Below are 18370 nucleotides of genomic sequence, written 5' to 3' on the forward strand. Positions count from 1 at the left end.
CGAATTGCTTTGACAGCGCGCGCCCGGGCCTACACCTTGTAGCAGGGTCTGAAATATTTGACCTTTCGGACAATATCGCGGCAAGCGCCTAATAACACAGCAACAGGGTCTGTCTCATGCATGAATCCAAAGTTACCGGTGCGATTTCGCGCCGCGCCTTCCTTGGCTCGACGGTGGCCGTCGGTGCGCTTGCGAGCCTTCTTCCGCTCAAGGCCCATGCCCAGGAGCCGCTGAAAGTCGCCGGCATTTACACCGTGCCGGTGGAGCAGCAGTGGGTGAGCCGGATCCACATCGCGGCCCTTGCTGCCCAGGAACGCGGCGACATCGAATACACCTATTCCGAGAACACTGCGAACACCGACTATCCGCGCGTGATGCGGGAATATGCCGAGGGCGGCTACGACCTGATCGTCGGCGAGATCTTCGGCGTGGAGGCGGAGGCCCGCGAAGTGGCCGCCGAGTACCCGGAGGTTGCGTTCCTGATGGGCTCGTCCTTCAAGGAAGACCCGGCCATCGCCAACCTCGCGGTTTTCGACAACTACATCCAGGACGCCTCGTACCTGTCTGGCATCATCGCCGGGGCGCTGTCGGAGAGCGGCAACATCGGCATGGTTGGCGGCTTCCCGATCCCGGAAGTGAACCGCCTGATGCATGCCTTCATGGCCGGTGCGCGCGAGATGAACCCCGACGTGACCTTCCAGGTGTCCTTCATCGGCTCCTGGTTCGATCCGCCCAAGGCCAAGGAAACCGCCTATGCAATGATCGAGAACGGCGCCGACCTGCTTTATGCCGAGCGCTTCGGCGTCTCGGATGCGGCCAAGGAAAAGGGCATCCTCGCCATCGGCAACGTGATCGACACCCAGGCCGACTATCCCGACACCGTGGCCGCTTCGGCTCTGTGGCATTTCGAGCCGACGCTGGACAAGGCGATCGCCGAGGTCATGGCCGGGACCTTCACGGCCGCGGATTACGGGATCTATTCCTTCATGAAGGAAGGCGGCTGTTCGCTGGCACCGCTCGGCACCTTCGAGGGCAAGATCCCGCAGGCGGCGCTGGACCTGGTGGCCGAACGGGAAGCGGCGATTAAGGATGGCTCCTTCACCGTCGAGATCAACGACGAAGAGCCGAAATCCTCGTAAGTCATGACAGGCGCGGAGCCGGTGCAGACCGTTCTGCGCCTTTCCAACATCACCAAGCGCTTCGGATCGCTCACCGCAAACGATGCGGTGAGCTTTCATCTGGACCGGGGCGAGGTTGTCGCCCTGCTCGGCGAGAACGGCGCCGGCAAGACGACGCTGATGAACATTCTCTTCGGCCAGTACACGGCCGACGAGGGCGAGGTGGAGCTTTTTGGCCAGACGCTCCCGCCAGGCAATCCGCGCGCCGCGCTCGATGCCGGGGTCGGCATGGTGCACCAGCACTTCACGCTCGCCGGTAACCTGACCGTCTGGGAAAACATCGTGCTGGGCGCTCAGCCGCTGGCCGCGATGTCGCTGCGCCCCGGCGAGGTGAAGGCCCGGATCCGCGATCTGTCGGCCCGCTTTCATCTCAAGGTCGATCCCGATGCCCGGGTCGGACGGCTGACGGTTGGCGAGCGGCAGCGGGTGGAGATCCTCAAGGCACTCTACCGCGATGCCCGCATCCTTATTCTCGACGAGCCCACGGCGGTGCTGACCCCGCAGGAGACGGACGCGCTGTTCTCGACCCTGCGGGAGGCGATCGGCATGGGGCTGTCGATCATCTTCATCTCGCACAAGCTGCACGAGGTCATGGCGATCTCCGACCGCGTGCTGGTGCTGCGGCATGGCAAGCTGGTGGCCGAGCGCCCGACGGCCGAGACCAACCGCGAGGAACTGGCCGCGCTGATGGTCGGGGCCGAGGTGACGATGCCGGAGATCACGCCGTCGACCCCCGGCGCGCCGCGCCTGTCGCTCCGCGCCGTGTCGACGGAAGGCGAGGGCGACAAGCCTGGGCTCGACGCGGTGACGATGGACCTGTGCGCGGGCCAGATCACCGGCTTGGCGGGCGTTTCCGGAAACGGGCAGGCCGCGCTGTCGGACCTGCTGTCGGGGCTGCGCGCGCCGATTTCGGGCGACATGACGGTGGCGGGCGAGCCGATCAGCGGCTGGACGCCGCGCACCGCCATCGGCCACGGCATCGCCCGCATTCCGGAAGACCGGCACCACACCGGCACCATCGCGGATTTCACCCTGGCGGAGAACGCGATCCTCGAGACCTACGGCAGCGATTTCTCGCGCCGCGGCTGGATGGACTGGGCCCGCGTGCGGAGTCACGCCGAGGAGTTGATCGCGACCTACGACATCCGCTGCCCCGGACCGGACGTGCGGATCCGGCTGCTGTCGGGCGGCAACATGCAGAAGCTGATCCTCGGGCGGGTTCTGGAATGGGGGCCGGAGATCATCCTCGCCAACCAGCCGGTGCGCGGGCTCGACATCGGCGCGGTGAACTACGTGCACGGCCGGCTCGCCGAGGCCCGTGATGCCGGCGCGGCGGTCCTGCTGATCTCGGAGGATCTCGACGAGATCATGCGCCTGTCGGACGTGATCCACGTGATCTCCGAAGGTCGGCTCAGCCCGCCCTTCGCCCGCGGCACCATGAAGCCGGAGGACCTGGGCGCCTGGATGGCCGGCCACGGATTCGAGGAGGCGGCCCATGCGTCTTGAACCGATCGCCAACCCGACGTTGGCGCGGCGGACCCTGCCGCCGGTGCTGGCGCTGGCTATGACATTCGCGGTTGCGGCGCTGCTGGCCATGATCGCCGGGGGCAACCCGGCCGCCGTTTTCGGCGAGATCTTGAAAGGTGCCTTCGGATCCAAATTTGCCGTGCTGGAGACGCTGAACCGCGCCACGCCGCTGATCTTCACCGGCCTCGCCGTTGCCGTCGCGTTTCGTGCCAAGCTCTGGAACATCGGGGCCGAGGCGCAGCTCTATGCCGGGGCGGTCGTCACCGCGGTGCTCGGCACGGGCGCTCTCGGATGGCCGTCTCCGGTGCTGCTGCCGGTGATCGCGGTCGCCGCGATGCTGGCGGGCGCGTTCGTTCTGTTCGTGCCGGCGGTGCTGAAGACCCGGTTCGGCGTGGACGAGGTGGTGACCACGCTGCTCTTCAACTTCATCTTCCTGCTCTTCGTCTCCTACCTGCTCGAAGGTCCTTTGAAGGACCCGATGGGTATGGGCTGGCCCAAGTCGGCGCGGCTGATCCCCGAGGCGCGCCTGCCGCGGATCGTCGAGGGGCTGCGCCTGCACTGGGGCTTTGCGCTGGCCCTGATCTCGGCCGTGGCGATCTGGATCGTGGACGCGCGGACGACGCTGGGTTTCGAGATGCGCGCCGTGGGCCAGAATGCGGAGGCCGCGCGGTTCGCCGGCATCCCGGTGACCCGCGTGATCCTCAAGACCGCGCTGCTCTCGGGCGGGCTCGCGGCGCTCGCAGGCTATTCCGAGGTCGCGGGTCTCAAGGGATCGCTCACGCTCGATCTGTCGCCGGGCTATGGCTACACCGGCATCGTCGTGGCGATGCTGGCGCTGCTGCATCCGCTCGGCGTGGTCGTGGCGGCGCTGTTCGTCGCCGCGATCTTCGTCGGCGCCGACAGCATGAGCCGCGCCGTCGGCGTGCCGACCTACCTCGCCGACATCATGCTCGCGACCGCGCTGCTGCTGATGGTGCTGGCGATCCTGCTGACCAAGTTCCGCGTGCGGAGGGATTGAGATGGAACTGCTCGAGATCCTGCTCTCCGCCTCGTTCTGGGCCGCCGCGATCCGCATCGCATCGCCGCTGATCTTCGCCACGATGGGCGAGCTGATCTGCGAACGGGCAGGGGTGCTGAACCTCGGGATCGAGGGCATCATGGTCGCCGGCGCCTTTGCAGGCTGGATCGCCGTCTGGGCCGGGCTGCCGCTCTGGGGCGGGGTGGCGGTGGCGCTGCTGACCGGCATGGCCTTCGGGCTGGTCCACTCGATTCTCTCGGTGCCCTTTGGCCTGTCGCAGCACGTCGTGGGTGTGGGCATCACCCTGCTGGCGACCTCGCTGACCTTCTACACGTACCGCGTGGTGCTGCCCGAGGTCTCCTCGCCGCCCAAGATCGAGGCCTTCCAGGCATTCGAGATCCCGATCCTGTCCCAGATCCCGATCGTCGGCCCCGCGTTCTTCGCGCAGACGCCGCTGACCTACGCGGCCTTCGTGGTGGTGATCGTGACGGCGCTCGTGCTCTACCGTACGCCGCTTGGTCTCGCCGTGCGGGCTGCGGGCGAGAACCCGTCGGCGGTCGCGGCGCAGGGCCTTTCGGTCACGGCGATCCGCATGGGTGCGGTGATCGTGGGGTCGGGGCTGATGGCGGTGGGCGGCGCCTTCCTGACCATGTCGGCCTTCGACAGCTTCTTCTTCGACATGGTGAACGGGCGTGGCTGGATCTGCATCGCGCTCGTCGTGTTCGGCGCGTGGAAGCCCGGCAAGGCGTTGCTCGGCGCGATCCTCTTCGCGGCCTTCGACGCCTTCCAGATCCGGTTGCAGCAGACCCCGGTCGGCGCGGTCGTTCCCTACCAGGTGTTCCTGATGATGCCCTATTTCCTGTCGATCCTCGCGCTCGTCGCCATGTCGCGCCGCGCCGAGGTTCCGGCGGCGCTGATGGTGCCGTTCAACAAGGGAGAGAGATGATGTTCGACCTGATCGTTCGCGGCGGGACGCTGCCCGACGGCCGCAGCGCCGATATCGGCATCAGGGGCGACCGCATCGCTGCCATCGCGCCACGGCTCGAGGCGGAGGCGGGCGAGGTGATCGACGCCTCCGGCGATCTTGTCTCGCCGCCCTTCGTCGATCCGCATTTCCACATGGACGCGACGCTGTCCTACGGCAGACCGCGGGTAAACGCGTCAGGCACCTTGCTGGAGGGCATCTCGCTCTGGGGCGAGTTGCGGGACATCGCGACGGTGGACGAGATGGTCGATCGCGCGCTGACCTATTGCGACTGGGCGGCCTCGATGGGCCTGCTGGCGATCCGCAGCCATGTCGACACCACGCCCGATCACCTGAACACCGTGACCGCGCTGCTGGAGGTGCGGGAGAAGGTGAAGGGCTACATCGACCTGCAACTCGTCGCCTTCCCGCAGGACGGGCTCTATCGTGCGCCGAACGGGCGGGAGAACGTGATCCGCGCGCTCGACATGGGAGTCGATGTCGTGGGCGGCATCCCGCATTTCGAGCGCACGATGGCCGACGGCGCGGCCTCGCTGCGCGACCTCTGCGAGATCGCGGCGGGGCGCGGCCTGATGGTCGACATCCATTGCGACGAGACGGACGACCCCATGTCGCGCCACATCGAGGCGCTGGCCTTCGAGACGCAGCGGCTGGGCCTGCAGGGGCGCGTGGCCGGCAGCCACCTGACCTCGATGCACTCGATGGACAATTACTACGTCTCCAAGCTCCTGCCGCTGATCGCCGAGGCCGGCATCGCGGCGATCCCCAACCCGCTCATCAACATCGTCCTGCAGGGGCGGCACGACACCTTCCCCAAGCGTCGCGGCCTGACACGGGTCAAGGAGATGCAGGCCATGGGTATCCCCGTGGGCTGGGGCCAGGATTGCGTGCTCGATCCGTGGTACAGCCTTGGCACTGCCGACATGCTCGACGTCGCCTTCATGGGCCTGCACGTCGCCCAGATGACCCACCCCGAGGAAATGGCGCGCTGCTTCACCATGGTGACGGAGACCAATGCCGAGATCATGGGGCTGACGGATTACGGGCTCCGCGAGGGGGCGTTGGCCTCGCTGGTGGTGCTCGACGCGGGCAATCCGACCGAAGCGGTGCGCCTGCGGCCGGCGCGGCTGGCGGTGGTCGCCAGGGGCAAGGTGATCGCACGCTCCGAGCGGGGCGATGCGGCGCTGACCCTGCCGGGGCGCCCGGCCTCGGTGCGCCGCCGCGCGCCGTGAAACCGCGGCCTTTGGCTGCCAGTCGGCCACCATTCAACGAAATCAAGGGGCTTGCTGGCACTTTCTGGTATCTCGGGCGTTGTTTCGTGGCTAAGCTGCCCCTCAAGGCCGGGCCTGATGCCCGGCGGGATGCTTCGATCGAACCTGCTCAGTGGGAGGTGACCATGTCTGATGTTTCTGGCGCGCGGAAGGCTGTTCTCGGCCGTGGACTTGGGGCGATGGTGATCGCGCTCGGCCTCACGGCCTGTGCGCCCGAGCCCGAGACCACGCAGCAGGTGACCTACCTGCCGGCCTCGACTCCGCGGGTCAACGCCCCGGCCGAGCGCGCACGGCAGCTCTCGACCGGCACCTACCGGGACGACATCCCGGAATACACCGGCGCACCCAGCCCCCGTACCGGCACCTGGCCGGCCCCGGTTCCGGAACGCCGCAAGACGGCCTATCGCGAGGATTACGTCACCTACGTTCGCTGACCCTGCCGGGTTGGACGGCGCATTTCCGGGGCCGCATTGTCCCGGAATTGGCAACGATGGCGAAATAAGCCCGGGGATTCCCTAGTTTTGCCCCAATAATCGGATGATCTGCCGGCGAATTCAGGCGCCAGCCCAGGGTAGATCGTTCCATGAAGACTTCCGCCAGACTCACGTCCGACGGGGCCGCGCTCCGACAGGCATCGCCCGCGGCGATCGGTTCGGGGGCGACGCCCTCGGCGTTGCTGGCGTCGCTGCTCTATCCGGCCGCGGTGTCGGTCCTGTTTGTCGTCATTTACTGGAACCGGATGCTGAGCCACGACGTGGCGGTTTACGTTCTGGCCGCCCGGGACTGGCTGGACGGCGCGGTGCTCTACCGCGACGTGATCGACATCAACCCGCCGCTCAACTTCTACCTGACGGTGCCCGCGATCCTGCTGTCGGACCTGCTGAACCTGTCGCCCGACAACGGCGCCTACGTTGCCTTTGCGCTCCTGGTTTTCGCCTCGCTCCACTGGTGTTTCCGAATCCTGCACGACGAGCAGGGGATGACGCCCCGGGACGCCGGCCTGATGACCCTCGCAGTCGGGTTCTCGCTACTCGTCTCGGCGCGGTTCGAGCAGATCCAGCGCGACGGCCTGCTGCTCGTCTTCATGATGCCCTGGCTGCTCTCCCAGCTGGGGCCGCGGCCGAACGCCCCCGGCATCCTGCGGACCGTGTTCTTCGGGATCGGTGTCTGCCTGAAGCCGTATTTCATCGTCTTTCCGCTGATGATGACGGCCTACCAGGTGCTGCGGCAGCGGTCGTCCCGCCCGATCCTTTCGCCATCGAACCTGACGCTCCTGGCCGTGGGTCTCAGCTATGGCGCCTTTGTCGCCCTCGTGCATCCTCTGTACTTCTCCGACGTCGTTCCCCGCGCGCGGGAGGTCTATGGCAACATCTCCGCCGCGCCGGAGTTCATCCGGATGCGTCTGCAGCTTGCCGGCCTTCCCGTGCTCGGCATGGTTCTCGTGCTGGCGCTGCGTGCCCGGGCGTTGCCGGTGGGCACAGGGGTCTTTCTCACCGGGGTGCTGGCGTCGCTGGCGAGCTACCTCTGGCAGGGCAAGGGGTTCGGCTATCACCTCTACCCGTTCTTCTGCTTCACGTTCCTGACGGCATTCTGGGTGCTGTTCCGTGGCGAGGGGCTTCGGGTCCAGAAGGTCGCCTGCATCTTCACCGTGGGCGCGATCCTGTTCGGCTTCACGCGGATGGGTTTCTACCACGACAAGGGAATCGAGGATGTCGTCGCCATGACCGAAGGGCTGCCGGCGCAGTCGATCTGGGTCCTGAGCACCGATTCCGCGGCCGGACCGGGTGCCGCGCTCGCCATGCGGCGATCGTGGGCCGTGCGCTATCCGCACAACTGGGTGGCGCCGGGCGTGGTCGACGGGCGGGCGAGAACCGATTGCGACCAGACACCCGCCGCCTGTGCCCGATATGACGAACTGCACCGGCTGAATGCCTCGCAATACGCGACCGACCTCCTCGAGAAGCGCCCCGGGATCGCCGTCATCGACAAGAGGCGGTACTTCTTCGAGGACAAGGATTTCGACTGGTATGCCTACATGAGCGTCGCACCGGAGTTCACCGAGGCGATGGGCCGCTACGAGCTTCACGCGAGTTCCGAGAATTTCGACGTCTACCGATACAAGAAATGATGCCCGGTGCAAGGCGGGCTCAGCGGCCTCCGTGCCCATAGGAAAACGGGCCGGCGTCTGAAACGCCGGCCCGTCCGAGTCCTGTAACCGTGAAGGCGGGTGGCCTTACTCGGCGGATTCTTCCTTCTTGGCTTCTTCGCCGGTCTCCTGGTCCACGACCTTCATCGACAGGCGGACCTTGCCGCGGTCGTCGAAGCCCAGCAGCTTGACCCAGACTTCCTGGCCTTCCTTCAGCACATCCGACGGATGGTTCAGGCGGCGGTTCTCGATCTGGGAGACGTGCACGAGGCCGTCACGCTTGCCGAAGAAGTTCACGAAGGCGCCGAAGTCGACGATCTTCACGACCTTGCCCTTGTAGACCTTGCCTTCCTCCGGCTCGGCCACGATCGAGTAGATCATGTCGTAGGCCTTCTGGATCGACTCGGAGTTCGGCGAGGCGATCTTGATCACGCCGTCGTCGTTGATGTCGACCTTGGCGCCGGAGGTTTCCACGATCTCGCGGATCACCTTGCCGCCCGAGCCGATCACTTCGCGGATCTTGTCGGTGGGCACGGTCATCGTCTCGATGCGCGGAGCATGGGCCGAGAACTCGGTCCGGCCGGCGGAGAGCGCCTTCGACATCTCGCCGAGGATGTGCATCCGGCCTTCCTTGGCCTGGGCCAGGGCCTGCTTCATGATCTCGGGGGTGATGCCCGCGACCTTGATGTCCATCTGCAGCGAGGTGATGCCGTTCTCGGTGCCGGCAACCTTGAAGTCCATGTCGCCGAGGTGATCCTCGTCGCCCAGGATGTCGGTCAGAACGGCGTAGGAGCCGTCCTCTTCCAGCACCAGGCCCATGGCGACACCGGCGACCGGCGCCTTGAGCGGCACACCGGCATCCATCATCGACAGCGAGCCGCCGCAGACGGAGGCCATCGAGGAGGAGCCGTTCGACTCGGTGATCTCCGACACGACGCGGATCGTGTAGGGGAAATCGGTCGGGGCCGGCAGAACCGCTTGAAGCGCGCGCCAGGCGAGCTTGCCATGGCCGATCTCGCGACGGCCGGGCGATCCAACGCGGCCAACCTCACCGACCGAGTACGGCGGGAAGTTGTAGTGCAGCAGGAAGTTCGAGCGGAAGTTGCCGTGCAGCGCGTCGATGATCTGCTCGTCCTCGCCGGTGCCCAGCGTGGTCACGACCAGCGCCTGGGTCTCGCCGCGGGTGAACAGCGCGGAGCCGTGGGTCCGGGGCAGCATGCCGACCTGCGATTCGATGGCACGGACCGTGGTGGTGGAGCGGCCGTCGATGCGGTTGCCGTTCTTCACCACGTCGCCGCGCAGAATGCCGGATTCCAGCTTCTTGAGGGCGGAGCCGAGGTTCGCGTCTTCCAGCTGCTCTTCGGTGAGAGCGGCCTTGATCTTCTCGCGAACGGCGGCGACCGTGTTGGTGCGCTCCTGCTTGTCGCGGATCGCGTAGGCGGCGCGCATGTCTTCCTCGCCCGCGGCCTTTACGGCGGCGTAGAGCTCGGAATAGTCCGGCGGCGTGTAGTTGAAGGGCTCCTTGGCGGCGTCCTCGGCGAGCGCGATGATCAGGTCGATCACCGGCTGGATCTGCTCGTGGGCGAACACGACGGCGCCGAGCATCTCGTCTTCCGAAAGCTCGTAGGCCTCGGATTCCACCATCATCACCGCGTCCTTGGTGCCGGCGACAACCAGGTCGAGCCGCTGCTCGGGGTTGTTGCGCAGCTGGTCCATGTCCTGGACCTCGGGGTTCAGCACGTATTCGCCGTCGACAAAGCCGACGCGGGCCGCACCGATCGGGCCCATGAAGGGCACGCCGGAGATCGTCAGCGCCGCGGAGGCGGCGATCATGGCGACGATGTCGGGATCGTTGACGAGGTCATGGCTCAGCACGGTGCACATCACGAGCACTTCGTGCTTGAAGCCGGGAGCGAAGAGCGGGCGGCAGGGACGGTCGATCAGGCGCGCGGTCAGCGTTTCCTTCTCGGTCGGGCGCGCCTCGCGCTTGAAGAAGCCGCCCGGCACCTTGCCGGCAGCGTAGTACTTTTCCTGGTAATGGACGGTCAGCGGGAAGAAGTCCTGACCCGGCTTCGGTTCCTTGGCGAAGGTCACGTTGGCCATGACCGAGGTTTCGCCCAGCGTGGCGATGACGGAGCCATCGGCCTGACGCGCAACCTTGCCGGTTTCCAGTGTGAGCGTCTCCTGCCCCCACTGCATCGATTTTTTCACTTCATTGAACATCTAGCGTATCCTGTAAGGGAGCCCTCCCGGGCGTATCCCGGGTCTCCCGTTTGATTGGCGGCCCCATTGCCGCCGACCCCTGATCCTGTCGCACGCGCCCGGGGCCAAAGGCGTCACGTCTCAGATGGGCGGCAAATACAGGAGTTTCGGCCACAATGAAAGCCGGTAGTAAATCGGCCCCTTTCGGGCCGCGTGCGGCGCGATCCGCGGACCGGCCGGCCCGCAAACGAAAAAGGGCCGCCGAAGCGACCCCTTCCGTGCAATGCTGCGCTGGCGTCAGCGGCGGATGCCGAGGCGCTCGATCAGCGACTGGTACCGGGCTTCTTCCTTGCCCTTGAGGTAGTCCAGCAGCTTGCGGCGCTGCGCGACGAGCTTCAGGAGGCCACGACGGGAGTGGTTGTCCTTCTTGTGGGTCTTGAAGTGCTCGGTAAGGGTGTTGATGCGCGAGGTCAGGATCGCGACCTGGACTTCCGGGGAACCGGTGTCGCCGGCCTTGGTGGCGAATTCCTTGATGACGCGTTCTTTTTCTTCAACGGTGATCGACATCGGGGTCTCCTTTACAGGTTCGAGTCATGGCGCAAGCCGGGATGTCGTCCAGCAGGGCCCTTGGAGAGTTCACCGCCCTCCGAGGAGGACGGATGCGCGCGTATAGGAGAGAATCGGCTCGAACGGAAGGAAAAACTGCCCCGCCCGGATCATGCAGCCAGCCAGAGCTCCGGCCGCGTTGCGTAAGAGACGTAGAGCGGGTGCCGTGGATGGCCGTGCCGGGTCAGCCCGAGGTGGTGCAGCGTGTGCCCGGCCTCCCGCAAGCTGCGCCCCACGTCGGCTGCGCGGCCGAGATGCACACCATGCACACCCCAGGCGCAGAGGATCGTCTGCGATTGCCCGGCGGCTTCGAGGAGGGCCGCGTCGTTCTCCGGGCCAACGGGCTCGGCGGCGCGGCGCAGGGCCTGCGGGTCGGTTTCGCGCCAGGCAAACAGGTTGCAGGCGGTGAAACCGCCGAAGCCGAGCGCGCGGGCGCGCCGCTCGCAGCGTTCGATGGTGGGATCGTTGACCGCCTCCGTCGCCTTGGACGGGTTCAGCATGATGTAGAGCAGCCGGGGCGCGTTGGCCTCCCAGGTTCGGGCAAGGCTGTAGCGATAGCTTTCGCATTCCGAATAGGCCGCCGAGGACGTGGCGGCTTCCGTCGCGTGATGCCGGACGATCATGTCGCGGGCGGCAGGTTGAACACCCGGTCGGGATGCAGCTCGCCGCTGCGATAGATGCCGATGGCCACCGGCACCCCCTGGTAGGAGGCCCAGGCGGTGTCGCCGTACTCGACATCGGGCGCCGACATGACCATGCCGGGGTTGCCGTTGCGCAGCCGGGTCGCGCCTTCGGGCGTGCAGGGCAGCCGGGGCAGGTCGACAAGCGCTTCCTCGAGCGGGCGCAGCCATTGATCGAGTTCCGGTGTCCGCGCCTGCGCCTCGAGCGTCTCCCAGTCGAGCGCGCCCTCGGCTTCGAAGGCGCCGGACCAGGTGCGGCGCAGCGTGGTGACATGGGCGTGGCAGCCGAGGGTCGCGCCGAGGTCGCGGGCGATGGACCGGACATAGCCACCCTTGCCGCAGACCATCTCCAGCTCCGCGTGGTCGGCGTCGGGCCGGGCGACGAGCGCGAGGCTGTCGACATAGAGCGGGCGCGCGGCGATCTCGAATTCCTCGTCGTCCCGGGCCAGCGCATAGGCGCGCTCGCCGTCGATCTTCACGGCCGAGTATTTCGGAGGGACCTGCATGATGTCGCCGACGAAGCCCGGCAGCGCGGCCTCGATCTCGGCATCGCTGGGCCGGGTGTCGCTGGTGGCGATCACCTCGCCCTCGGCATCGTCGGTGTTGGTCGCCTGGCCGAAGCGGATCGTGAAGCGATAGGCCTTGAGCGCGTCGGTGACATAGGGAACCGTCTTGGTCGCCTCGCCGAGCGCAACGGCGAGCACGCCGGTCGCTGCCGGGTCGAGCGTGCCGGCGTGGCCGGCCTTCTTCGCGTCGAAGGCCCAGCGGACCTTGTTGACGACTGCGGTGGAGGTCGGACCTGCGGGCTTGTCCACGATGACCCAACCGGAGATGTCGCGCCCCTTGCGTCTGCGTGCCATGCTGTTCCCCGTTGCAATGAGGGCGGCGGGGTAGCCCGAGGCGGCGCCTGCGTCAATGCCTGGCCTTCTGCGGACCCTGCGGGTTGCGGTGCTTTGCTGAGAGGCTGAGAGGTAGCTCCGGTGCCGCGGGTTGGGTGGGGGCTGAAAATCCGCGGCACCGGACGAGCATACGCTCACTACAGTCCAAAGCGTTAATCGGGCGCGATGGCCGGGGTGTGGGGGAAAAGCGGCATTCGAGCGGTCATTTCGTGGCGCAATTGCGGCGAATGCCAATTCTGCGTTGATTTGCAAGCGTTCCCGCACCACAGTCGATCCATGAACATGGAGACACCTACACCCTTGTCTTCCGGCCACCTGGCGCAGCAGGTGGCCTTCCAACGCTCAGAGCTCAATCTGATTCTCGGTCTCTACGGTCGCATGGTCGCCGCCGGAGAATGGCGCGACTACGGGATTTCCTGTCTCAAGGATGCTGCCGTTTTCTCGGTGTTCCGGCGGACGGCGGAGACGCCGCTCTACATGATCGAGAAACGCCCGCGGCTCCGGCACAGGCAGGGCATGTATTCCGTCATCGGTATGGACGGGCAGATCCTGAAGCGGGGGCACGACCTGAAGACGGTGCTGCGGGTCCTGGAGCGCAAGCTGATCCGCGCCGTGGAGTGAGCCGCGCTCAGCCGAGCCGCCTGTGCGAGGTGGGCGGGCCGTCGCCTGCGGCCTCGATTCGGGCGATTGCCGACTGAAGCGGTTCGAATGACACGGCCATGGCCCGGGCGTTCGCGTGGATGATCCGAGCCTCGTCGACCGCCATCGCCACGTGACCCTTCCAGAAGAACAGATCGCCCCGCCGGGCCGGCGTTCCCTCAGGAAGGGACCCGCCGAGCGCCTGTTCCTGCAGGTCGGAATCCCCGGGGCAGGGGATGCCGCAGGCCAGAAGTGCCGCTTGAACCAGCCCGGAGCAATCGATCCCTGCACGGGAATTGCCGCCCCAGAGATAGGGCGTGCCGAGATAGAGTTCGGCGATGGCGACCGGGTCGTCGTCTCGCGCCTCGACAGGGGAGACATGGCCGGACGGCACGAAATGGCCCGCGTCGGTTTGAAGGTAATCGCCGGCTGTGCCGGTGATCGTCAGCAGGGCGCCATGGGACAGGCCGCAGATTTCGATCCGCTTGAGATCGGGCGCGGGGTAGAGATGCGTGGCTGCGGTGTGAACGCGATGCGTGGGCTGCGCGTCGGTTCCGAGGGCGGCGGTGTCGAGATAGCCGACGAACCCGTCCCGCTCCGATTGGAGAAAGGCGTGGCCGTCGCGCATGTCGAACACCCGAACCCGCTGTCCGTAAAGCAGCTGCCGCTCCCGAGGCCCTCCGGGTGCACGGAGCAGGTCGGCCACCGGCACCTGCACCCGATGCCATGCGCCCTCGTCGTAGCGCGGGGCCTCGACGACGCCGCGCAGCTCGCTTGCCGCAACATGGTCGTTCGCGGGCAGCAGCCGCCGGTCGGTCTGCATCGCGGCGCTCACAATCCGAGGACGCGGGGCAGCGCGTCGAGCACTGCGCGCGCGCCTTGGCCGACGCCCCCGACCGGGCGGGCCGGGGCGGCGCTGGGTTGCCAGCCGTAGATGTCGAAATGGGTGTAGCTTGCCGCGCCCTCGGCGAAGCGGCGGAGGAAGAGCGCCGCGGTGATCGCGCCGGCCATGCCGCCCTTGGGCGCGTTGTCGAGATCGGCGATCGCCGGCTCGACCATCGCCTCGTAGGGATCGTGGAACGGCAGCCGCCAGACCGGGTCCGCGACGCGCGCGCCGGAGTGCTGAAGCGCGTCGGCCATCGCCGCGTCGTCGGTGAAGAACGGTGCGATGTCGGGGCCGAGCGCCACGCGGGCGGCGCCGGTCAGCGTGGCCATCGAGATCAGGAGGTCCGGGTTCTCTTCCGCCGCGAGCGAGAGGGCGTCGGCCAGAACGAGCCGGCCCTCGGCGTCAGTGTTGTTGATCTCGACCGTCAGTCCCTTGCGGGACCTGAGCACGTCCTGCGGGCGGAAGGCGTTCCCGGCGACGCTGTTGTCAACGGCCGGGATCAGCACGCGCAGCTGCACCGGCAGCCCGAGCGCCATGATCGAGCGCGCCAGCCCCAGCACCGTGGCCGCGCCGCCCATGTCCTTTTTCATCAGGCCCATGGAGCTGCCGGGCTTGAGGTTGAGACCGCCGGTATCGAAGCAGACGCCCTTGCCGACCAGCACGACCTTCGGGCCGGTATCGCCCCAGCGGAGATCGATCAGCCGCGGCGGGCGGGGGGAGGCACGGCCGACCGCCTGGATCAGCGGAAAGCCCTTGCGCAGGTCGTCCCCCTTGGTGACATAGCGGGAGGCCCCGAAGCTGTCCGCGAGCTCGCAGGCGGCGGTCTCGAGCTCCCCCGGTCCCATGAGGTTGGGCGGCGTGTTGATGAGATCCCGGGTCAGCACCTCGCTTTCGGCGATGGTCAGCAGGCGGGCGGCATCGACGCCCCGGGGCGCCTTCAGCCGCGCCCCGTCGCCGTCGCCGCCCGGCTTGCAGCGGCTGAACCGGTAGCCGGCAAGCAGCCAGCCGAGCGCCGCTTCCGATAGTTCCTCGACGGAGAGGTCACCCTTGATCTCGTAGGTTCCCTTCGGCAGCGACGTGGCGGCGGTGGCGAGGTGGAATCTGCCACGCGCCCGGTCCCGTGCCGTCCCGTATCCCACGACGGCGAGTTCTCCGTCGCTGGCCGGCACGAGTGCGGCCTGTCCGATCGCGCCGGTGAAGCCGATTCGATCCAGCCAGAAGCGCACTTCGAACGACTGGGAGTCTCTCCAGGCGGGCAGCGCCTCGGGGCCGATGACGAAGAGATCGGTCGACGTGGCGTCGGCCTCTGCGAAGGACAGCGACATGGGGTTCTCCCGGCGGTTTTTGGTTCTGGCTTGCCCGCGCGACATTACGGTCCCCGCTGCGCGCCGCAAGTGGCATCGACCTCGCCCGACGGATTCCGCTCAGGAGGTGACGTCCCGCAGATCCCAGACCGCGGTCAGCGACCTGTCCCCGATCCGCTCGAGCCGGCACAGCGTCGCGGCCAGCGCGGTGCGGTCCTGCCGCAACGCGCATCGCGACACGTCCTCGGCCACGTGCGCCAGTGTCTGAAGGCCGATCTGCGAGGAGATCCCGACCAGGCTTCGCGCCAGCCGGGCCAGTTCGCCGGACCGGTCCGCGCGATAGAGCGGTGCGATGTCGGACAGCCGCACGGCAAGTTCCTCCATCGCTCGGCAGATCACGTTCTCCGCCCCCGCGGCGCCGAGTTGCCGATACAGCTCCTCCAGATTGTCGCGATCGAGCCGAACCGGCTCCTCGAATGTCAATGTCGCCACCGATGCCACCATAACCCCCGTTATTCGCACCATGCCCCCGGATCCCCGCGCATGATTGCCCCGGTGACTGAACAAAGCGTTATGCCTTTGTCGGTTGGGCCCTTGGGATTACTCTCGAATTTCTTCAAATTCCGCCATACAACCGTGAGCGCGAGACCGGAAACCTACGGAGCAGAGCGATGTCCGAACCCGTCGAAAAGATCCATGCCATGCCGCTGCCGCCATACCTGGTGCCGCGCTATCACGGCTGGCATGCGACCACCTATGCCGACAACAAGATCTGGTATCGCAAGCTGGCCGAGGAAGGGCAGAGCCCGCGCATCATGGCGATCGCCTGCTGCGACAGCCGGGTCAACGTGAACGCCGTCTTCAGCGCCGAGACCGGCGACATCTTCCTGCATCGCAACATCGCCAACGTGGTGCCGCCCTATCTGCCGGACGGCGATCCGCACGGCACCTCGGCGGCGCTGGAATACGCGGTTTCGGTCCTGCGCGTCGCCCATGTGCTGGTGGTCGGGCACACCGATTGCGGCGGCGTCAAGGGATGCCAGCAGATGTGCGCAGGCCACGCGCCGGAGCTGGAGGACAAGAGCAGCTTTGTCGGGCGCTGGCTGGACATCCTGCGGCCGGGCTATGAGCGGGTTGCCGGCATCGCCGACGAGACCGAACAGCAGAGGGCGCTGGAAAAGCAGGCGGTGATCGTGTCGCTCGAGAACCTCTGGGGCTTCCCCTTCGTTCGCGAGGCGGTGGAGGCCGGGCGGCTGTCCCTGCACGGCATCCTGTTCGACATCGGGGAGGGCACGTTGCTGCACTACCTGCCCGAGTCCGGAGATTTCGTGAAAATCTGATGGGATGTTGGGCGCGGGGCCAACCGCTTGCGGGATCCGCAAGGGAGGGCTCCCGCCCCCGGAGCCGCGCGGCATAGCCGCTTGTCCGGGGTTGGGCGTGGCGCGGCGGCGATGCCGCCGCGCGGTCGGGCTCAGCCCTTCTTGAGAACGCGGTTTCCGAGCAGCTCGGCAATCTGCACCGCGTTGAGCGCGGCGCCCTTGCGCAGGTTGTCGGAGACGCACCAGAGGTTGAGGCCGTTCTCGATGGTGGAGTCCTGGCGGATCCGGCTGATGAAGGTGGCGAAATCGCCGACGCACTCGACCGGGGTGACGTAGCCGCCGTCCTCGCGCTTGTCGACGACCATGATTCCCGGCGCCTCACGCAGGATGTCGCGCGCCTCGTCCTCGTCGAGGAAATCCTCGAACTCGATGTTGATCGCCTCGGAATGGCCGACGAACACCGGCACGCGCACACAGGTCGCGGTCACCTTGATCGACGTGTCGACGATCTTCTTGGTCTCGGCGACCATCTTCCACTCTTCCTTGGTCGAGCCGTCGTCGAGGAAGACGTCGATATGCGGAATAACGTTGAAGGCGATCTGCTTCTGGAACTTGGAGGGCTCGACCTCCTGGCCGGGCACGTACATGCCCTTGGTCTGGTCCCAGAGTTCGTCGATGCCTTCCTTGCCGGCGCCGGAGACAGACTGGTAGGTGCTCACCACGACCCGCTTGATCCGCGCGCGGTCATGCAGCGGCTTCAGCGCCACGACCATCTGCGCCGTGGAGCAGTTGGGGTTGGCGATGATGTTGCGGTTGGAATAGGCCTCGATCGCATCGGGGTTCACTTCCGGAACGATCAGCGGGATGTCCGGCTCGTAGCGGTAGAGCGACGAGTTGTCGATCACCACGCAGCCAGCCGCGGCGGCCTTGGGCGCGTAGGTCTTGGTCGCGCTGGAGCCGACGGCGAACAGCGCCATGTCCCAGCCGGTGAAATCGAAGGTGTCGAGATCCTGGGTCTTGAGAGTCTTGTCGCCGAAGCTGACTTCAGTCCCGAGGGATTTTCGGCTGGCCAGGGCGGCAACCTCATCCACCGGGAACTGGCGCTCGGCCAGGATGTTCAGCATTTCGCGGCCCACGTTGCCCGTGGCACCCGCGACGACGACACGATATCCCATCGGTCTTTTCTCCATATTAGGTGCGCGCGCGTCATATCAGCGAGTCTTGCCTTGGGGAAGGCGCGATTGCTGTAGGTCGGTTATGCGGGTTCAGGGCTGGCGAGCGCGCTGTGGGGTGCCGGTCTCATGCGTATCGACAGGGATGTCCCGACTCTCCGCTACGCAGAATTTCTCGGGCATCTATATAGTGCGGACGTAAAGCCGGCGCCGATTCTGGCCCCATGATGGGGTGAATCGGCCGTCGGGAGGGGCGAGTCCCAGTTCTCAGCGCTCCCAGGCCTCGACATGAGAGGGAATCCGACTCGGATTCTCGTGGGATTCGCGCCGCTTACCTATGGGAAGGGCGCTCATCCTGTCGCAGGAGAGAGAGTTTATGAGGTCTCAACCTATTGAAAAATAATAATTAATACGATTTTTGACCAAGAGATGAAGGTTTTCTCAAAAAACCACTTGCGGCCTCCGGGTAGTATCCGTAGAACCCCCTTCACCGGCGGCGCTGAGGCGCACGGCGGGGCGCCAGACGGGCGGTTCGGGA

Annotated in this window: 17 protein-coding genes; 9 read left to right on the top strand and 8 right to left on the bottom strand. The window is 66.6% G+C overall.

The window, feature by feature from the left end; translation table 11 throughout:
• Positions 1-116 precede the first annotated feature (116 nt).
• From CHB86_RS19255 to CHB86_RS19285, 7 genes are all read left to right on the top strand, one after another.
• The gene (locus tag CHB86_RS19255) at positions 117-1139 is read left to right on the top strand and encodes a BMP family protein (RefSeq protein WP_089234725.1); all 1023 of its coding nucleotides are present in this window, start codon (positions 117-119) and stop codon (positions 1137-1139) included.
• Between the two features lie 3 nt (positions 1140-1142).
• Positions 1143-2684, top strand: coding sequence for an ABC transporter ATP-binding protein (locus CHB86_RS19260; RefSeq protein ID WP_089234726.1), 1542 nt, complete (start codon positions 1143-1145; stop codon positions 2682-2684).
• Positions 2674-3723 (top strand): ABC transporter permease, encoded by a 1050-nt coding sequence (locus CHB86_RS19265; protein WP_089234727.1) that lies wholly within the window; start codon positions 2674-2676, stop codon positions 3721-3723. Before CHB86_RS19260 ends, CHB86_RS19265 begins: the two co-directional genes overlap by 11 nt.
• Position 3724: 1 nt before the next feature.
• A complete protein-coding gene (locus CHB86_RS19270) occupies positions 3725-4669 on the top strand; it encodes an ABC transporter permease (RefSeq protein WP_089234728.1) in 945 nt (314 codons plus the stop codon).
• Positions 4669-5940: an amidohydrolase family protein gene (locus CHB86_RS19275; protein ID WP_176442937.1), complete on the top strand. Its 1272-nt coding sequence runs from the start codon at positions 4669-4671 to the stop codon at positions 5938-5940. The genes CHB86_RS19270 and CHB86_RS19275 overlap by 1 nt, the downstream gene beginning before the upstream one ends.
• 164 nt (positions 5941-6104) lie before the next feature.
• Positions 6105-6413, top strand: a complete 309-nt coding sequence (locus CHB86_RS19280) for a hypothetical protein (protein WP_141134934.1) — start codon at positions 6105-6107, stop codon at positions 6411-6413.
• 149 nt (positions 6414-6562) lie between these two features.
• Positions 6563-8107 carry a hypothetical protein gene (locus CHB86_RS19285; protein ID WP_141134935.1) on the top strand — a complete coding sequence of 515 codons (1545 nt, stop codon included), beginning with the start codon at positions 6563-6565 and terminating at the stop codon, positions 8105-8107.
• 105 nt (positions 8108-8212) lie between these two features.
• Here the strand turns inward: CHB86_RS19285 and pnp are convergent, their stop codons facing one another.
• The 4 genes from pnp to truB all read right to left on the bottom strand — a co-directional run bounded on the left by pnp (position 8213) and on the right by truB (position 12473).
• A complete protein-coding gene (gene pnp, locus CHB86_RS19290; protein ID WP_089234732.1) occupies positions 8213-10348 on the bottom strand; it encodes a polyribonucleotide nucleotidyltransferase in 2136 nt (711 codons plus the stop codon).
• A gap of 276 nt (positions 10349-10624) precedes the next feature.
• Positions 10625-10894 (bottom strand): 30S ribosomal protein S15, encoded by a 270-nt coding sequence (rpsO, locus tag CHB86_RS19295; protein ID WP_089234733.1) that lies wholly within the window; start codon positions 10892-10894, stop codon positions 10625-10627.
• A gap of 149 nt (positions 10895-11043) precedes the next feature.
• Positions 11044-11556: a DUF1643 domain-containing protein gene (locus CHB86_RS19300; protein WP_089234734.1), complete on the bottom strand. Its 513-nt coding sequence runs from the start codon at positions 11554-11556 to the stop codon at positions 11044-11046.
• Complete coding sequence (gene truB / locus CHB86_RS19305; protein WP_089234735.1) at positions 11553-12473, bottom strand: tRNA pseudouridine(55) synthase TruB; 921 nt, start codon at positions 12471-12473, stop codon at positions 11553-11555. Before truB ends, CHB86_RS19300 begins: the two co-directional genes overlap by 4 nt.
• Before the next feature lie 315 nt (positions 12474-12788).
• On the opposite strand from truB, the gene CHB86_RS19310 reads away from it, so the two are divergent.
• Positions 12789-13133 carry a DUF2794 domain-containing protein gene (locus tag CHB86_RS19310; protein ID WP_089234736.1) on the top strand — a complete coding sequence of 115 codons (345 nt, stop codon included), beginning with the start codon at positions 12789-12791 and terminating at the stop codon, positions 13131-13133.
• Between the two features lie 7 nt (positions 13134-13140).
• Here the strand turns inward: CHB86_RS19310 and CHB86_RS19315 are convergent, their stop codons facing one another.
• From CHB86_RS19315 to CHB86_RS19325, 3 genes are all read right to left on the bottom strand, one after another.
• Positions 13141-13974: a C40 family peptidase gene (locus tag CHB86_RS19315; RefSeq protein ID WP_089234737.1), complete on the bottom strand. Its 834-nt coding sequence runs from the start codon at positions 13972-13974 to the stop codon at positions 13141-13143.
• 8 nt (positions 13975-13982) lie between these two features.
• Positions 13983-15362, bottom strand: coding sequence for a leucyl aminopeptidase family protein (locus CHB86_RS19320; protein WP_089234738.1), 1380 nt, complete (start codon positions 15360-15362; stop codon positions 13983-13985).
• Between the two features lie 99 nt (positions 15363-15461).
• Positions 15462-15833 carry a hypothetical protein gene (locus CHB86_RS19325; protein ID WP_342747481.1) on the bottom strand — a complete coding sequence of 124 codons (372 nt, stop codon included), beginning with the start codon at positions 15831-15833 and terminating at the stop codon, positions 15462-15464.
• 179 nt (positions 15834-16012) lie between these two features.
• On the opposite strand from CHB86_RS19325, the gene CHB86_RS19330 reads away from it, so the two are divergent.
• The gene (locus tag CHB86_RS19330; RefSeq protein ID WP_089234740.1) at positions 16013-16681 is read left to right on the top strand and encodes a carbonic anhydrase; all 669 of its coding nucleotides are present in this window, start codon (positions 16013-16015) and stop codon (positions 16679-16681) included.
• A 131-nt stretch (positions 16682-16812) separates the two neighbouring features.
• On the opposite strand, the gene CHB86_RS19335 is transcribed toward CHB86_RS19330, so the two are convergent.
• On the bottom strand, positions 16813-17835 hold the full coding sequence (locus tag CHB86_RS19335; RefSeq protein ID WP_089234741.1) for an aspartate-semialdehyde dehydrogenase: 1023 nt from the start codon (positions 17833-17835) through the stop codon (positions 16813-16815).
• Positions 17836-18370: the final 535 nt, after the last annotated feature.

The sequence above is a fragment of the Tropicimonas sediminicola genome (genome assembly GCF_900188335.1).
Lineage (GTDB): Bacteria > Pseudomonadota > Alphaproteobacteria > Rhodobacterales > Rhodobacteraceae > Tropicimonas > Tropicimonas sediminicola.

What these genes read in the sequence shown, in the direction of transcription:
- rpsO (WP_089234733.1), bottom strand. Translation starts at nt 10,894, where the DNA reads ATGTCGATCACCGTTGAAGAAAAAGAACGCGTCATCAAGGAATTCGCC.
- CHB86_RS19320 (WP_089234738.1), bottom strand. Translation starts at nt 15,362, where the DNA reads ATGTCGCTGTCCTTCGCAGAGGCCGACGCCACGTCGACCGATCTCTTC.
- CHB86_RS19330 (WP_089234740.1), top strand. Translation starts at nt 16,013, where the DNA reads ATGTCCGAACCCGTCGAAAAGATCCATGCCATGCCGCTGCCGCCATAC.
- CHB86_RS19300 (WP_089234734.1), bottom strand. Translation starts at nt 11,556, where the DNA reads ATGATCGTCCGGCATCACGCGACGGAAGCCGCCACGTCCTCGGCGGCC.
- truB (WP_089234735.1), bottom strand. Translation starts at nt 12,473, where the DNA reads ATGGCACGCAGACGCAAGGGGCGCGACATCTCCGGTTGGGTCATCGTG.
- pnp (WP_089234732.1), bottom strand. Translation starts at nt 10,348, where the DNA reads ATGTTCAATGAAGTGAAAAAATCGATGCAGTGGGGGCAGGAGACGCTC.
- CHB86_RS19285 (WP_141134935.1), top strand. Translation starts at nt 6,563, where the DNA reads ATGAAGACTTCCGCCAGACTCACGTCCGACGGGGCCGCGCTCCGACAG.
- CHB86_RS19310 (WP_089234736.1), top strand. Translation starts at nt 12,789, where the DNA reads ATGAACATGGAGACACCTACACCCTTGTCTTCCGGCCACCTGGCGCAG.
- CHB86_RS19260 (WP_089234726.1), top strand. Translation starts at nt 1,143, where the DNA reads ATGACAGGCGCGGAGCCGGTGCAGACCGTTCTGCGCCTTTCCAACATC.
- CHB86_RS19270 (WP_089234728.1), top strand. Translation starts at nt 3,725, where the DNA reads ATGGAACTGCTCGAGATCCTGCTCTCCGCCTCGTTCTGGGCCGCCGCG.
- CHB86_RS19315 (WP_089234737.1), bottom strand. Translation starts at nt 13,974, where the DNA reads ATGCAGACCGACCGGCGGCTGCTGCCCGCGAACGACCATGTTGCGGCA.
- CHB86_RS19275 (WP_176442937.1), top strand. Translation starts at nt 4,669, where the DNA reads ATGTTCGACCTGATCGTTCGCGGCGGGACGCTGCCCGACGGCCGCAGC.
- CHB86_RS19335 (WP_089234741.1), bottom strand. Translation starts at nt 17,835, where the DNA reads ATGGGATATCGTGTCGTCGTCGCGGGTGCCACGGGCAACGTGGGCCGC.
- CHB86_RS19265 (WP_089234727.1), top strand. Translation starts at nt 2,674, where the DNA reads ATGCGTCTTGAACCGATCGCCAACCCGACGTTGGCGCGGCGGACCCTG.
- CHB86_RS19255 (WP_089234725.1), top strand. Translation starts at nt 117, where the DNA reads ATGCATGAATCCAAAGTTACCGGTGCGATTTCGCGCCGCGCCTTCCTT.
- CHB86_RS19280 (WP_141134934.1), top strand. Translation starts at nt 6,105, where the DNA reads ATGTCTGATGTTTCTGGCGCGCGGAAGGCTGTTCTCGGCCGTGGACTT.